The organism is Streptomyces sp. NPDC021212 (genome assembly GCF_044332925.1).
In the GTDB taxonomy this organism is placed as follows: domain Bacteria; phylum Actinomycetota; class Actinomycetes; order Streptomycetales; family Streptomycetaceae; genus Streptomyces.
This window is the reverse complement of record NZ_JBIRPZ010000013.1, coordinates 88,758-103,592: the sequence shown is the minus strand read 5'-3', so window position 1 is coordinate 103,592 and position 14,835 is coordinate 88,758. Positions and strand designations below refer to the sequence as shown.

At 71.6% G+C, this 14,835-nt stretch carries 13 protein-coding genes; 7 read left to right on the top strand and 6 right to left on the bottom strand.

Features of this window, described 5'->3' with window-relative positions; all coding sequences use genetic code 11:
* Nucleotide 1 precedes the first annotated feature (1 nt).
* Nucleotides 2-1,456 (bottom strand): sodium:solute symporter, encoded by a 1,455-nt coding sequence (locus ACH4SI_RS31210; protein ID WP_398301586.1) that lies wholly within the window; start codon nt 1,454-1,456, stop codon nt 2-4.
* A gap of 108 nt (nt 1,457-1,564) precedes the next feature.
* Between ACH4SI_RS31210 and ACH4SI_RS31205 the strand changes: the two genes are divergently transcribed.
* Nucleotides 1,565-3,004: a PucR family transcriptional regulator ligand-binding domain-containing protein gene (locus ACH4SI_RS31205; protein ID WP_398301584.1), complete on the top strand. Its 1,440-nt coding sequence runs from the start codon at nt 1,565-1,567 to the stop codon at nt 3,002-3,004.
* Nucleotides 3,005-3,640: 636 nt separating this feature from the next.
* Here the strand turns inward: ACH4SI_RS31205 and ACH4SI_RS31200 are convergent.
* Together ACH4SI_RS31200 and ACH4SI_RS31195 are read right to left on the bottom strand one after the other, a co-directional pair.
* A complete protein-coding gene (locus tag ACH4SI_RS31200; protein WP_398301582.1) occupies nt 3,641-5,002 on the bottom strand; it encodes an aspartate aminotransferase family protein in 1,362 nt (453 codons plus the stop codon).
* 2 nt (nt 5,003-5,004) lie between these two features.
* The gene (locus tag ACH4SI_RS31195) at nt 5,005-5,478 is read right to left on the bottom strand and encodes an Lrp/AsnC family transcriptional regulator (RefSeq protein WP_398301578.1); all 474 of its coding nucleotides are present in this window, start codon (nt 5,476-5,478) and stop codon (nt 5,005-5,007) included.
* A gap of 178 nt (nt 5,479-5,656) precedes the next feature.
* Between ACH4SI_RS31195 and ACH4SI_RS31190 the strand changes: the two genes are divergently transcribed.
* Entirely contained in the window at nt 5,657-7,108 is a 1,452-nt protein-coding gene (locus tag ACH4SI_RS31190) for a gamma-aminobutyraldehyde dehydrogenase (RefSeq protein WP_398301576.1), read from the top strand.
* Nucleotides 7,109-7,124: 16 nt separating this feature from the next.
* Here ACH4SI_RS31190 and ACH4SI_RS31185 read toward each other — a convergent pair whose 3' ends face one another.
* Nucleotides 7,125-7,814, bottom strand: coding sequence for a glycerophosphodiester phosphodiesterase (locus ACH4SI_RS31185; protein WP_398301574.1), 690 nt, complete (start codon nt 7,812-7,814; stop codon nt 7,125-7,127).
* Complete coding sequence (locus tag ACH4SI_RS31180; RefSeq protein WP_398301571.1) at nt 7,811-8,833, bottom strand: adenosine deaminase; 1,023 nt, start codon at nt 8,831-8,833, stop codon at nt 7,811-7,813. Before ACH4SI_RS31180 ends, ACH4SI_RS31185 begins: the two co-directional genes overlap by 4 nt.
* A 113-nt stretch (nt 8,834-8,946) precedes the next feature.
* On the opposite strand from ACH4SI_RS31180, the gene ACH4SI_RS31175 reads away from it, so the two are divergent.
* Nucleotides 8,947-9,831 carry a DUF4190 domain-containing protein gene (locus tag ACH4SI_RS31175; RefSeq protein WP_398301569.1) on the top strand — a complete coding sequence of 295 codons (885 nt, stop codon included), beginning with the start codon at nt 8,947-8,949 and terminating at the stop codon, nt 9,829-9,831.
* Here ACH4SI_RS31175 and ACH4SI_RS31170 read toward each other — a convergent pair.
* On the bottom strand, nt 9,777-10,403 hold the full coding sequence (locus ACH4SI_RS31170; protein WP_398301567.1) for an NADAR family protein: 627 nt from the start codon (nt 10,401-10,403) through the stop codon (nt 9,777-9,779). The two genes, ACH4SI_RS31175 and ACH4SI_RS31170, sit on opposite strands and share 55 nt — an antisense overlap.
* Nucleotides 10,404-10,679: 276 nt before the next feature.
* Between ACH4SI_RS31170 and ACH4SI_RS31165 the strand changes: the two genes are divergently transcribed.
* The 4 genes from ACH4SI_RS31165 to ACH4SI_RS31150 are packed head-to-tail and all read left to right on the top strand — an operon-like array spanning nt 10,680 to nt 14,832.
* A complete protein-coding gene (locus ACH4SI_RS31165) occupies nt 10,680-11,927 on the top strand; it encodes a spermidine/putrescine ABC transporter substrate-binding protein (protein ID WP_398301565.1) in 1,248 nt (415 codons plus the stop codon).
* 27 nt (nt 11,928-11,954) lie between these two features.
* Nucleotides 11,955-13,115, top strand: coding sequence for an ABC transporter ATP-binding protein (locus ACH4SI_RS31160; protein WP_398301563.1), 1,161 nt, complete (start codon nt 11,955-11,957; stop codon nt 13,113-13,115).
* Nucleotides 13,112-14,038, top strand: coding sequence for an ABC transporter permease (locus ACH4SI_RS31155; RefSeq protein WP_398301561.1), 927 nt, complete (start codon nt 13,112-13,114; stop codon nt 14,036-14,038). The genes ACH4SI_RS31160 and ACH4SI_RS31155 overlap by 4 nt, the downstream gene beginning before the upstream one ends.
* Nucleotides 14,038-14,832, top strand: a complete 795-nt coding sequence (locus ACH4SI_RS31150; RefSeq protein ID WP_398301558.1) for an ABC transporter permease — start codon at nt 14,038-14,040, stop codon at nt 14,830-14,832. Before ACH4SI_RS31155 ends, ACH4SI_RS31150 begins: the two co-directional genes overlap by 1 nt.
* The last annotated feature ends 3 nt before the right edge of the window (nt 14,833-14,835 follow it).

Genomic DNA, 14,835 nt, shown 5'->3' with positions numbered 1-14,835 from the left:
ATTACGCGTTCGCCGGGGTGGGGGCCGGTTCGGGGACCGGGTCGCCGGCCAGGCGGCGCTGCCAGGCGTTCAGGACCGCCGCGTCCGTCGGCTTGGTGGACAGGCTCACCGCCACGTACGCCATGAGCGAGGCCAGCAGGCCGATGTAGATGGGCTCGCTGGCGAGGATGCCCTTCCAGAACATCAGCCCGATCACCGTCAGGCCGCCCACGGCCACCGAGGCCAGCGCTCCCGCACCCGTGCCGCGCTTCCACAACAGGCCGCCCAGGATCGGCACCAGCAGCCCGCCGACCAGCAGGTTGTAGGCGACGGTCAGCGCCTCGACGACATCGTTGAGCGCGATGGAGATCCCGACCACCGTGAGGCCCATGACGAGGATGAAGAGGCGGTTCCCCGCGACCTCGTCGTGCGAGGCGGTGGCGGGGCGGCCCCGGAGGCGGGCCCAGATGTCGTTGTTCGCGACCGTGGCGCAGGCGATGAGCGCGCCGGAGGAGGTCGACATCACCGCTGACAGGGCCGCGGCCAGGACCAGGCCCTTGACGCCGATGGGAAGGGCGTCCTTGACGATGGTCGCGAACGCGTCGTCGGGGGCGCCGAGGTGGGGGTAGAGGACCTTCGCCGCCGTGCCGATGGCGGCTCCGGCGACCGCGTACGCCAGACAGTACGTACCGGCCGCGGTGCCGCCGAGGCGGGCGACCTTGTCGTCGCGGGCGGTGAAGACGCGCTGCCAGATGTCCTGGCCGATGAGCATGCCGAAGGAGTAGATGAGCACGTAGGTGAAGACCGTCTGGGCGCCGATGCCCATCGGGGAGAAGTAGCCGGCCGGCAGCTCGGCCTTCATCGCGGCGAAGCCGCCCGCTTTGACGACGGCGATCGGGAGCAGGAGGAGGAGCACGCCGACGGTCTTCACGACGAACTGCACCATGTCGGTGAGCGTGATCGACCACATGCCGCCGAGCGTGGAGTAGCAGATGACGATGGCCCCGCCGAGCACGATCGCCACGACCCGGTCGAGACCGAAGATCACGTCGAAGATGGTGGCGTACGCGATGGTCGAGGTGACCGCGAGCATGAGGGTGTACGCCCACATGACGATGCCCGAGATCAGCCCGGAGGACCCGCCGTAGCGCAGGTCGAGCATCTGGCTGACCGTGTAGACCTTGAGCCGGGCTATGCGCGCGGAGAAGAAGACGGACAGGGCGAGCAGGCCGAGGCCGATGGCGAGGACCATCCAGGCGCCCGAGAGCCCGTACTGGTAGCCGAGGCCGACGCCGCCGATGGTGGAGGCGCCGCCGAGGACGATCGCGGCCATCGTCCCGGAGTACATGGCGGGGCCCAGGCGGCGGCCCGCGACCAGGAAATCGCTGGTGGACGTGGTGCGGCGCATCCCCCACCAGCCGAGCGCGAGCATGCCCGCGAGATAGACGACGATCACCGTGTAGTCGACAGCGGTCATGGTGGGGCTCCTCACGGGGGACGGTGACCGCGACATTAGGGTGTCGCCGAAGAGGCCGGGAAGTGTACGTTTCCTCCACTCGTGGTTCCCGGGATGGAGGAAAAGGCCATGCCGCCGACGGTGCCCGTGCCTCTGGCCGTCCTGCTGGACCACCCCGGTCTGGGGTTGCGGCAGGTCGCCGGGCCGCGCGGGGACGCGCCGGTGTACCTGGTGCACACGAGCGAGATGGAGGACCCCGTTCCGTATCTGCTGGGTGGGGAACTGCTGCTCAGCGCCGGGGTGCACGGTCCGGCGGCGACGGATGCGTACTGGGACCGCTATGTGGCCCGCACGGTCGAGGCGGGCGCCACGGCGCTGGGGTTCGGCATCGCGCCCGTGCACGAGGAGGTGCCGCGGGCGCTGGCCGAGGCGTGCGACCGGCATGGGCTGCCGCTGGTGGAAGTGCCACGGGAGACCACCTTCACGGCTGTCGCGAGCGCCGTGTGGGACGCGATGGCCGAGCGCCGCCACCAGGAGCTGCGGCGGATCACGGAGGTGCAGCAGTCGCTCGCGGCCGCCGCCGCGCGGCCCCATCCCGTACCGGCCGTGCTGCGCCAACTGGCGCGGCATCTGGGCGGGTGGGTGGTGCTGTACGGGCCGGACGGGGCGGAGCTGGCGGCGGCGGGGCCCCGGCCGGCCGGAGAGGTGCGCGCGGCGCTCGGCTCGCTGGCCGCCCGGCTGCGGGCGGGGCCCGCCTCGGCCGCGGGCACGCTGGACGGGGTCGCCTTGAGCGCGTACGGCCTGGGCGGGCCGGAACGGCCGCTCGCCCTGGGCGTGTGCGCGCCGCGGCGCGATGCGACGGAGAGCGCGGTGGTGGGCGTGGCCATGGTGCTGCTCGCCCTGCTGACGGGGCGGCGCACGGCCGACGCCGGGGCCGAGCGCACCGCGCTGGTGCGGCTGATGCTGGGCGCCGAACCTGCCGATGTCGCCGGGCTGTTGAGCGGTACGGACGCGTGGACCGTGGTGCGCGGGCGGCGCCGCGGCCGGGGCGGGGACGACGGGCTGTTGGCCGCGGCCGCGCTCGCCGCCGGGCTCGGTACGCCGCTGGTCGACCTGGACGGGGACGACCTGTGCGCCCTGGTGCCCGGCGACGCGGAGGTACGGGCGCAGCCCGGCTGGACGCTGGGCGCCGGTGCGCCGGTGCCCGCCGACGGCCTGGCGCACGGCGGCGCCGAAGCGGCCCGCGCGCTGCGCCGGGCGGTCGCGGAGCGGCTGCCCGTGGTGCGGCACGCCCCGGAGCGGGGCGGCGTCGCCTCCCTGGTCGACCCGGCCGAGGCCGAAGCGCTGGGCCGGACCCGGCTGGCGCCGCTGAACGACGCGCCCGCGCTGCGCGAGACGCTGCGGATGTGGCTGTCGCTGCACGGCAGCTGGGACCGTACGGCGGTGGCCCTGGACATTCACCGCAATACGGTCCGCCAGCGCATCGCCCGCGCCGCGGCGCTGCTGGAGGCGGACCTGAACGACGCGGACGTGCGGATGGAGTTGTGGTTCGCCCTCAAGTGGCAGTGAACCCGCGCCCCGGCCCCCAGTCCGCGGCTCTTCCGCGTATGACGACACCTCGACGCGGCCCCGGGCACAAGCCACCCGACGCCGGGACGGACGGCCCCGGCCCGTCGGCGAGGCGGGCACTGCCGACCGCGTACCGCCTCTACCTCTACGGCGGGCCCGGCGCGCCCTGGGGCAGGGGCCGCGCCGACGATCGAACAGCGGGCCGAAACCTGGCGGCGCCGCGGCCGCGCGTGGGCGGCGGGCCCCGGGGTGCCGGAAGCCCCATTCGGGAAGCGGCAGGCTTGGCGCGCCCTGGGGCCAGGACCCGCGCCGAGGCGGAACAGGCGGCCGGAGCCCGGCGGCGCCGCGGCCGTGCGTGGGTCGCGACCGCCTCTGCGGCAGGCCCGGGAACGCGGCGGGCGCCGGAGGCCCGTCGTGTGCCGCTCCGGGGCCCATACCCCGGGGACAGGGGCCGCGCCGACGGTGGAACAGGCGGCCGGAGCCCGGCGGCGGGGCTGGTGGGGCCCAGGCCCGCCGCTGCCGAGGGGTGACGCCGCCTCGGAGCCCGGGCCGCTGCCTCGCGCCTGCGCCGGGTCCAGGGGCGGAGCCCCTGGGTCGGGGAGGGGCGGGGTGGGGGAGAGCCACCCCGCCGCGGGGTCAGAGCTTCGCCCACGCCTCCGTGAGCACACCCCTGAGCACCTGCTCGATCTCGTCGAACAGCGCCTGGTCCGCGATCAGCGGCGGGGCCAGCTGGACGACCGGGTCGCCGCGGTCGTCGGCCCGGCAGTAGAGGCCGTTGTCGTACAGCGCCTTGGAGAGGAAGCCGTACAGGATCCGCTCGGTCTCGTCGGCGTCGAAGGACTCCTTCGTGGCCTTGTCCTTCACCAGCTCGATGCCGTAGAAGAAGCCGTTCCCCCGGACGTCGCCGACGATCGGCAGGTCGTGCAGCCGCTCCAGGGTCGACCGGAACGCCGCCTCGGTGTCGAGGACATGCTGGTTCAGCCCCTCGCGCTCGAAGATGTCGAGGTTGGTGAGGGCCACCGCGGCCGAGACCGGGTGGCCGCCGAAGGTGTAGCCGTGCAGGAACGTGTTGCCGTCCCGGTAGAAGGGCTCGGCGAGCCGGTCGGAGACGAGGCACGCGCCGATCGGGGAGTAGCCGGACGTCATGCCCTTCGCGCAGGTGATCATGTCCGGGACGTAGCCGAACTTGTCGCACGCGAACATCGTGCCCAGCCGCCCGAACGCGCAGATGACCTCGTCCGAGACGAGCAGGACGTCGTACTGGTCGCAGATCTCGCGCACCCGCCGGAAGTACCCGGGCGGCGGCGGGAAACAGCCGCCCGCGTTCTGCACCGGCTCCAGGAAGACCGCGGCGACGGTGTCCGCGCCCTCGAAGAGGATCTGCTGCTCGATCTGGTCGGCGCACCAGCGGCCGAACGCCTCGGGGTCGTCGCCGTGGATCGGCGCCCGGTAGATGTTGGTGTTGGGCACCTTGTGCGCGCCGGGGACCAGCGGCTCGAAGGGCGCCTTGAGCCCGGGCAGGCCGGTGATCGACAGGGCGCCCTGGGGGGTGCCGTGGTAGGCGACGGCCCGGGATATGACCTTGTGCTTGGTGGGCTTGCCGGTGAGCTTGAAGTACTGCTTGGCCAGCTTCCAGGCGGTCTCGACCGCCTCGCCGCCGCCGGTGGTGAAGAAGACCTTGTTGAGGTCGCCCGGTGCGTAACCCGCGAGTCGTTCGGCCAGTTCGACGGCCTTGGGGTGGGCGTAGCTCCACACCGGGAAGAAGGCCAGCTCCTGCGCCTGCTTGTACGCGGTCTCCGCGAGCTCGGCGCGCCCGTGGCCGGCCTGCACCACGAACAGCCCGGCGAGGCCGTCGATGTAGCGCTTGCCCTTGTCGTCGTATATGTACGTGCCCTCGCCGCGCACGATCGTCGGCACGGGGGCGTTCTCGTACGACGACATGCGGGTGAAGTGCATCCACAGGTGGTCGTACGCCGTCTTGGAGAGGTCCGCGCTCATGGCTATCTCGTTCCCCAGGTGTAGGTCTGCTTGCGGAGCTTGAGGTAGACGAAGCTCTCGGTGGAGCGCACGCCGGGCAGCGTGCGGATCCGCTTGTTGATCGTTTCAAGGAGGTGGTCGTCGTCCTCGCAGACGATCTCGATGAGGAGATCGAAGGAGCCCGCGGTGACGACCACGTACTCGACCTCGTCCATGGCGGTCAGCGCGTCCGCGACCGGGTCGAGATCGCCCTCGACGTTGATGCCGATCATCGCCTGGCGCCGGAACCCCACGGTGAGCGGGTCGGTGACGGCGACGATCTGCATCGCGCCCTGGTCGAGGAGCTTCTGCACGCGCTGCCGTACGGCCGCCTCGGACAGGCCCACGGCCTTGCCGATGGCGGCGTAGGGCCGACGGCCGTCCTCCTGGAGCTGCTCGATGATCGCCAGGGATACGGAGTCGATCGACGGCGTGCCGTTCTTGTCAGGTGTGGCCACGACCCTCACTGTGCACGAGCCTCGATGGTCTGGCAACCCTCGATCGATGAATTCCGTTGTTCGAGGGGTTTGAAATCACCGATTCCGTTGTTCTGGTGTGGCGGGTATGTTGAAAACGTCGTCCTCGCGGCTAGGGTGGTGTCTCACCCATCGGACAGCAGACAGGAGGGGTGGCAACGTGACCACCGAGCTGCGTCGTTTGCGCAACTACATCGACGGTGAGTTCCGGGACGCCGCGGACGGGCGCACCACGGAGGTGGTCAACCCGGCCACGGGCGAGCCCTACGCCACGGCGCCGCTGTCGGGAGCGGCGGACGTGGACGCGGCGATGAACGCGGCCGCCGCCGCGTTCCCCGCCTGGCGGGACCTGGTGCCCGGCGAGCGGCAGAAGGCCCTGCTGAAGATCGCCGACGCCTTCGAGGCGCGGGCGGAGGAGCTGATCGCGGCCGAGTCGGAGAACACCGGCAAGCCGATCGGGCTCACGCGGGACGAGGAGATCCCGCCGATGATCGACCAGATCCGGTTCTTCGCGGGCGCGGCGCGGATGCTGGAGGGCCGGTCGGCCGGTGAGTACATGGAGGGGCTGACCTCGATCATCCGGCGCGAGCCGATCGGGGTGTGCGCGCAGGTCGCGCCGTGGAACTACCCGATGATGATGGCCGTGTGGAAGTTCGCGCCGGCGCTGGCGGCGGGCAACACGGTCGTCATCAAGCCCTCCGACACCACCCCGGCCTCCACCGTGCTCTTCGCCGAGATCATCGGCGGGGTGCTGGCGGAACTGGGCCATCCGCAGGGCGTCTTCAACGTCATCTGCGGCGACCGTGACACCGGGCGGCTGATGGTCGAGCACGACGTGCCCGCCATGGCGTCCATCACCGGTTCGGTGCGGGCCGGTATGCAGGTCGCGGAGAGCGCGTCGAAGGACCTCAAGCGGGTCCACCTGGAGCTGGGCGGCAAGGCGCCGGTCGTGGTCTTCGAGGACAGCGACATCGCCAAGGCCGTCGAGGACATCTCGGTCGCGGGCTTCTTCAACGCGGGCCAGGACTGTACGGCGGCCACCCGCGTGCTCGTCCACGAGTCGATCCACGACGAGTTCGTGACCGCCCTGGCCAAGGCCGCGGCGGACACCAAGACCGGTGCCCCGGACGACGAGGACGTGCTGTTCGGCCCGCTCAACAACGCCCATCAGCTGGCCCAGGTCAGCGGCTTCATCGAGCGGCTTCCCGCACACGCCAAGGTCGAGGCGGGCGGCCACCGGGTGGGGGAGAAGGGCTTCTTCTACGCGCCCACCGTGGTCTCCGGGCTCAAGCAGGACGACGAGATCGTCCAGCACGAGGTCTTCGGCCCGGTCATCACCGTCCAGTCGTTCTCCGACGAGGCCCAGGCGGTCAGTTACGCCAACGGCGTGGAGTACGCGCTCGCCTCGTCGGTGTGGACCAAGGACCACGGCCGCGCGATGCGGATGTCCAAGGCCCTGGACTTCGGCTGCGTCTGGATCAACACCCATATCCCGCTGGTCGCGGAGATGCCGCACGGTGGATTCAAGAAGTCCGGCTACGGCAAGGACCTGTCGGCGTACGGCTTCGAGGACTACACCCGCATCAAGCACGTGATGACGTCGCTGGGCTGACCCCGCGTGGGGTCGGTCAGCGGCGGCTGAGCAGGGCGCAGAGGGTGCCGATGCGGTTCGTGGTGATCGCGTCGGCACCCGCGCGCAGCAGCCGCGCCATCGAGCGGCGGGTGTCGGCGGTCCAGGCGGAGACCAGCAGGCCGTCGGCGTGGGCGCGTTCGACGAGGCCGGGGGAGACCAGGCCGAAGCGGTAGTTGAGCCAGCGGGGCCGCAGATCGGCCAGCAGGGTCGGCCGGGGCGGCGCGAGGGTGGTCCAGGTCAGGGAGATCTCGGCGCCGGGCTCCGCGCGGCGCACCCGGCGCAGCGCGGACAGCTCGCCGCAGTAGTACACACGGTCGGCGGCCCCGGCCTCGCGCACCTCGGCGACGGCCGCGAGGGCGGCCGACGCGTCGGGCAGGTCGATCAGCAGCCGGGCCCGGCCGGTCGCGGCGAGCGCGTCGCGCAGCGTGGGTATGCCCCCGCCGGACAGCTGCCGCACCTCCTCGGCGGTCAGCGCGGACAGCGGCCGGTCGTGGCCCCACAGCCGTTTGAGGGTGGCGTCGTGCAGGAGCACCGGGACGCCGTCGCGGGTCAGCCGGACGTCGACCTCCACGGCGCTCGCCCCGGCGCGTATCGCCGAGCCGATGGAGGCCAAGGTGTTCTCGCGGTGGGTGTACGGGTCACCGCGGTGGCCGACCGGGACGAAGGCCGTGCCCGCCGTCGTCATCGAGCCGCGACCGCCGTGTAGGCGTCGATCTCCGCGGTCAGCCGCGCCTTGCCCGGCGCGTCGAGGAAGGACGCCTCGACGGCGTTCTTCGCGAGGGCCGCGACGCCCGCCGCGTCCAGGCCGAGCAGCCGGGCGGCGACCGCGTACTCGGTGTTGAGGTCGGTGCCGAACATCGGCGGGTCGTCGCTGTTGATGGTGACGAGCACTCCGGCCTCGACCATCTGCCTGATGGGGTGCTCGTCGAGGGTGGCGACCGCGCGGGTGGCGATGTTGGAGGTAGGGCAGACCTCCAGCGGGATGCGGGCTTCCGCGAGATGGGCGAGCAGCTTCGGGTCCTGGACGGCGCTGGTGCCGTGGCCGATCCGTTCGGCGCGCAGCTCGGTGAGGGCGTCCCAGATCGTCTGCGGCCCGGTGGTCTCGCCCGCGTGCGGAACGCTGTGCAGCCCGGCGGCGATGGCGCGGTCGAAGTACGGCTTGAACTGCGGGCGCGGCACGCCGATCTCGGGTCCTCCGAGACCGAAGGAGACCAGCCCCTCGGGGTGCAGGTCGCAGGCGATGCGGACGGTCTCCTCGGCGGACGGCAGCCCGGCCTCGCCGGGGATGTCGAAGCACCAGCGCAGCACGGTGCCGAAGTCGGCCTCGGCGGTCTTGCGGGCGTCCTCGATCGCCTCGGTGAAGGCGGTGTCCGGGATGCCACGCCGGGTCGAGCTGTAGGGGGTGACGGTCAGCTCGGCGTAGCGGATGTTCTGCCGGGCCATGTCGCGGGCGATCTCGTAGGTGAGCAGTCGCACGTCCTCGGCGTCCCGGATCAGGTCCACCACGGAGAGGTAGACGTCGATGAAGTGGGCGAAGTCACGGAAGACGAAGTAGTCGGCCAGCGCCTCCGGATCGGTGGGCACCTTGGAGTCCGGATGGCGCGCGGCCAGTTCGGCCACGATGCGCGGGGATGCCGAGCCGACGTGGTGGACGTGCAGCTCCGCCTTGGGCAGTCCGGCGATGAACGCGGTGAGATCGGTCAACGAAACCTCCGGGTGACGGCCGCATGCGGCGGGCTCCGGTCATCGTAGATGTGCCCGCACGGGGCGGTGTTCGCAGGCCGTAGCATGGGCGGACATCGCTGTGGGGGAGATACATGGCTGACCAGCCCGACCAGCACGACCAACCGCGGCAGCCGGAGCCGCGCGACCACGACCCCTGGGCCCCGCCGGCCTCGCACACGCCTCTGGATAAATCGGACAAGCCGCCGTCCCGGCCCTCGGTGGCCGAGCAGCAGACGCTCACCTCCCTGCCCACCGGGCCGCCCGCCCCGCCCCCGCCGCCCGTGCCGGGACCCCCGCCTCCCGCCCCCGGGCCGCCACCTGCCGCACCGGGCCCGCCGCCGGGCGGCGCGACGCTGCCGAGCGGCCCGACGCTGCCGGGCGGTGCGCCCCAGCCGGGCGCGGTGCCCCCGCCGCCGCCCGCCCCGACGGGCCCGGGCACCCCGAGCGCGTACCAGGGCTCGCCCTACGGCACCGGCGGCTACGGTCAGTCGGCCCCGCCGTACGGCGGCCAGGCTCCATACGGCGGTCAGGCCCCGTACGGCGGACCGGGGTACGGCTATCCCGGCGCGGCGTACCCCGCCTACCCCGGCACCGCCTACCCGGGGGCGGGCTACGCCCAGGGCTGGCAGCCGGGCGGCGCCTATCTGCCGAGCAACGGCACCGGCACGGCCGCCCTGGTGCTCGGCATCATCGGCGCCGTGTTCTTCTTCAGCGTCGTGTTCAGCATCATCCTCGGCGTGCTCGCGATCATCTTCGGGGTGCTCGGCCGCGCCAAGGCGAGCCGGGGCGAGGCGACCAACGGCGGCATGGCCCTCGCCGGACTCATCCTCGGGTCCACCGCCGTGGTGGCGAGCGTGGTGATGATCTTCGTCTATGTCGCGGCCGAGAAGCGTGACAGCTCGGAGGAATATGACGGATCCCGCTACGCGGATATGTCGGTGGTGCGGGTGGTCCCGCCCGCCGACATGAGCCGCTGACGCGCCTCCATCAGCGCGAAGCCCAGCAGATTGAGCCCGCGCCAGCGGGCCGGGTCCGCCGCCCGCTCGTCGTCCGCCGCCAGCCCGATGCCCCAAATCCGGTCCACCGGGCTGGCCTCCACCAGCACCCGGGAGTTGGTCCCCAGCAGATAGTCGCGCAGCGGCGGGTGCTGCCCGAACTTGTGCACGCTGCCCTCGACGACCAGCGCGAAGCGGTGCTCCCGCCACCGCGCCTCGTCGAAGCCGCGCACCGAACGCCCTGCGTCCTTGGCCTGCTTGGGGTGCGAGGCGGTGAGCGCCCGCCGCTCGGCGTCCGCGTCGCCGAACAGCCGCGCCTTCCCGGCCATCATCCAGTGCTCGGCGGTCGGGTAGGTCACGCCGTCCACCTCGAACGGAGCGGGCCACCACTGGCTGAAGCACTCGGCGCCCACGCCGCCGTCGCGCCGCGGCCGATGGCCCCAGAAGAACACGTACTTGATGGCCTCGCCGCGCGCCGCCCGTCGCACCAGCTCCTCGACCGAGCGCGGGCCGCCGTCCGCCCCGGCCGATGCCGTCACCCCGTTGGTTTCCATACCCGGGATTCTCGCACCGGCCACCGACAGCGCCCCGGGCAGCGCCCCGCGCGGCGAGACCGGTGAACCTCGGGTGTTGTCACCGAATCCGTCGAGAAACCAAAAAGCAACAACGGAATCCCTTGTTGAAGCAGGGGGTCTCTGCCAGGATCGGCATCCGATTCCGGTTGGAGCTACGCCGCCCTCCCGCGGGGAGAGCGGTCCGGCGGAGGAGATCAGGCGATGGATCAGCGATGCGGTCCGACGGAGCGGCGGTCCGCCGAGGGGACACAGCGTATGGAGTCACGGCACGAGGCCGAGAGCCTGTCCGCCCCGCAGCTCGCCGCGATCCGGCGCAGCATGACCGGCGGCCGCATGGCGCTGAGCCGCCGTGCGCTGCTCCGCGCGAGCGGCGCCGGAGCGCTCGCCACCGGCGGGCTCGGGGCGCTCAGCGGCTGCGGGATCCCGCCCGCCGGGCGCACCGGCGCCGGCAGCGCCGCCGACGACCACTCCGCCGAGGAGAAGCGGGTCGACTTCTCCAACTGGACGGAGTACATGGACGAGGCCAAGGGAGGCCGCCGGCCGACCCTGGAGGAGTTCCGGCGCCGCACCGGCATCACGGTGAAGTACACCGAGGACATCAACGACAACGTGGAGTTCTTCGGCAAGATCAAGCCGCAGCTCGCCGCGGGCCAGGACACCGGACGCGACCTCATCTGCGTCACCGACTGGCTCGCCGCCCGGATGATCCGGCTCGGCTGGGTGCAGACCCTGGACGCGGCCAACCTGCCCCACGCCTATACGCACCTGGCCGCGGAATTCCGCGATCCGGACTGGGACCCGGGCCGCGCCCACTCCTACCCCTGGACCGGCATCCCCGCCGTCATCGCGTACAACAAGAAGGCCACCGGCGGCCGCAGCGTCACCTCCGTCTCCCAGCTCCTGGAGGACCCCCGGCTGAAGGGCCGGGTCGGCCTGCTCACCGAGATGCGCGACACCGTCGGGCTGACCCTTCTCGACATGGGCAAACGGCCCGAGAGCGTCACCGCCGACGACTTCGACGCGGCGATCGCCCGCATCCAGAAGGCATCCGACCGCGGCCAGATCCGCCGCTTCACCGGCAACGACTACACCGGCGACCTCACCCGTGGCGACCTCGCCGCCTGCATGGCCTGGGCCGGAGACCTCGTCCAGCTCCAGGCCGACAATCCGGAGCTGGAGCTGGTCGTCCCGGACGCCGGCTACATGACCGCCACCGACAACCTCCTGATCCCGGCCAAGGCGCGCCACAAGAAGAACGCCGAACGGCTCATCGACTACTACTACGAGCCCAAGGTCGCCGCGAAGATCGCCGCCTACATCAACTACGTCTGCCCGGTCGACGGCGTACGCGCCGAACTCGCGAAGATCGACAAGAAGCTGGCGGACAACCCGATGATCCTCCCGGACGAGGAGATGGCCGCCAAGTCCCACGCCTTCCGCTCCCTGTCGAGCAAGGAAGAGACGGCGTTCGAGGACGCGTTCGCCAAGCTCACCGGCGCCTGACGGCCTGACACGCGAGGAAGTCCACCCATGACCCAGCCCACCACCACCGGCGGCGACGTCCGGCTCGACGGGATCGGCAAGACCTACGGGTCCTTCGCCGCCGTCCACCCGCTCGACCTGCACATACCCGCCGGCTCCTTCTTCGCCCTGCTCGGCGCCTCCGGCTGCGGCAAGACCACCACCCTGCGCATGATCGCCGGTCTTGAGGAGCCCACCACCGGCACCATCCGGCTCGCCGGGGACGACATCACCGCCCTCCCGCCGCACCGGCGGCCCGTCAACACCGTCTTCCAGAGCTACGCGCTCTTCCCGCACCTCGACATCTACGAGAACGTCGCCTTCGGGCTGCGCCGACGCGGCATCAAGTCCGTCAAGAAGCAGGTCGGGGAGATGCTGGACCTCGTCCAGCTCGGCGACTTCGCCCGCCGCAAGCCGCAGCAGCTCTCCGGCGGCCAGCAGCAGCGCGTCGCCCTCGCCCGCGCGCTGATCAACCACCCCCAGGTGCTGCTCCTCGACGAGCCGCTGGGCGCCCTCGACCTCAAGCTGCGCCGTCAGATGCAGCTGGAACTGAAGCGCATCCAGACCGAGGTCGGCATCACCTTCGTCCACGTCACCCACGACCAGGAAGAGGCCATGACGATGGCCGACACGGTCGCGGTCATGAACGGCGGCCGCGTCGAGCAACGCGGCGCCCCGGCCGAGCTGTACGAGAGCCCGGGCACCACCTTCGTCGCCAACTTCCTCGGCACCTCCAACCTCATCGAGGCCGAGATCACCGACAAGAGCGGCGGCGAACTCCTCCTCACGGCCGCCGGCGGCCGCCTCACCCTGCCCGCCGGGCGGTGCGCCGCCCCCGCCCGCACCGGCGCCGCGGTGCTGGTCGGGGTGCGCCCCGAGAAGATCTCCCTCACCCCCGCCGAGGACACCGACGCCGTCCCCGCGGCCCGCAACCGGATGACCGGCCGCATCGCGGACTCCAGCTTCATCGGCGTCTCCACGCAGTACGTCGTGACCACCCCGGACGGCGCCGAGGTCGCCGTCTACGAGCAGAACATCGAGCGCGACCCCCGGCTCGTCCCCGGCGCCGAGGTCGTCCTGCACTGGAACCCCGCCCACGCCTTCGGCCTCGACCCGGCCCAGGACGTCGACGCGGGCACCGACTCCGGCACGGGCGGGGAGGCGGCGTGACGGCCACGGAGACGCGCGAGGCGTCCTCCGTAGCCGGTGCCGCGCCCCGCAGAACCGCCGTACGCAAGCGGCTCGTGCCCTACTGGCTGCTGCTCCCCGGCATCCTGTGGCTGCTGGTCTTCTTCGCCGCCCCGCTCGTCTACCAGGCGTCGACCTCCGTCCAGACCGGCTCCCTCGAAGAGGGCTTCAAGGTCACCTGGCACGTCCAGACCTACTGGGACGCGCTCACCGAGTACTACCCGCAGTTCCTGCGCTCGGTGCTGTACGCGGCCACCGCCACCGTGCTGTGCCTGCTGCTCGGCTATCCGCTCGCGTACCTCATCGCCTTCCGGGCGGGCCGCTGGCGCAATCTGCTCATGATCCTGGTCATCGCGCCGTTCTTCACCAGCTTCCTGATCCGCACCCTCGCCTGGAAGACGATCCTCGCCGACGGCGGCCCGGTGGTGGGGGCGCTGAACTTCCTGCACATCCTGGACGTGACCAGCGGTCTGGGCATCACCGAGGGGCAGCGGGTGCTGGCCACCCCGCTCGCCGTGGTCTGCGGGCTGACGTACAACTTCCTGCCCTTCATGATCCTGCCGCTCTACACCTCCCTGGAACGCATCGACCCCCGGCTCCACGAGGCCGCCCGCGACCTCTACGCCCGCCCCGCCACGGTCTTCCGCAAGGTCACCTTCCCGCTGTCCATGCCGGGCGTCGTCGCGGGCACCCTGCTCACCTTCATCCCGGCCGCGGGCGACTACATCAACGCCGAGCTGCTGGGCTCCACCGACCAGAAAATGATCGGCAACGTCATCCAGTCGCAGTTCCTGCGGGTACTCGACTACCCGACGGCCGCGGCGCTGTCCTTCCTCCTCATGGCGGCGATCCTCGCGATGGTCACCGTCTACATCCGCAAGGCAGGGACGGAGGATCTCGTCTGATGGCCCTCATTCGCTGGACGCGGCGCAACCTGGTGGTCCTCGCGGGCCTCGCCACCCTCGCGTATCTGATCCTGCCGAACGTCGTCGTCCTGGTGTTCTCGTTCAACAAGCCGAACGGCCGCTTCAACTACGCGTGGCAGCGGTTCTCCACCGACGCCTGGACCGATCCGTGCGGCGTCCCCGACCTGTGCGGCTCGCTCTCCCTGAGCCTGCGGCTCGCGGTGTGGGCCACCCTCGGCGCGACCGTCCTCGGCACGCTGATCGCCTTCGCGCTGGCCCGCTACCGCTTCCGGGCCCGGCCCGCGGTCAACAGCCTGATCTTCCTCCCGATGGCGATGCCCGAGGTCGTCATGGCCGCCTCGCTCGCCACGCTGTTCCTCAACATGGGCGTCGGGTTCGGCTTCTGGACGATCCTCATCGCCCACATCATGTTCTGCCTGAGCTTCGTCGTCACCGCCGTCAAGGCGCGCGTCATGAGCATGGACCCCCGGCTGGAACAGGCCGCACAGGACCTCTACGCCTCCCCGGCGCAGACGTTCCTGCGCGTCACCCTGCCGATCGCCGCCCCCGGCATCGCCGCCGGTGCGCTGTTGTCCTTCGCGCTCTCCTTCGACGACTTCATCATCACCAACTTCAACGCCGGATCCACCGTGACCTTCCCCATGTTCGTGTGGGGATCCGCGCAGCGCGGCACCCCCGTCCAGATCAATGTGATCGGAACGGCGATGTTCGCCCTCGCGGTGCTGTGCGTCCTCGCCGGTCAGCTGGCCGGCGCCCGCCGCAAGAGGAGCTGACAC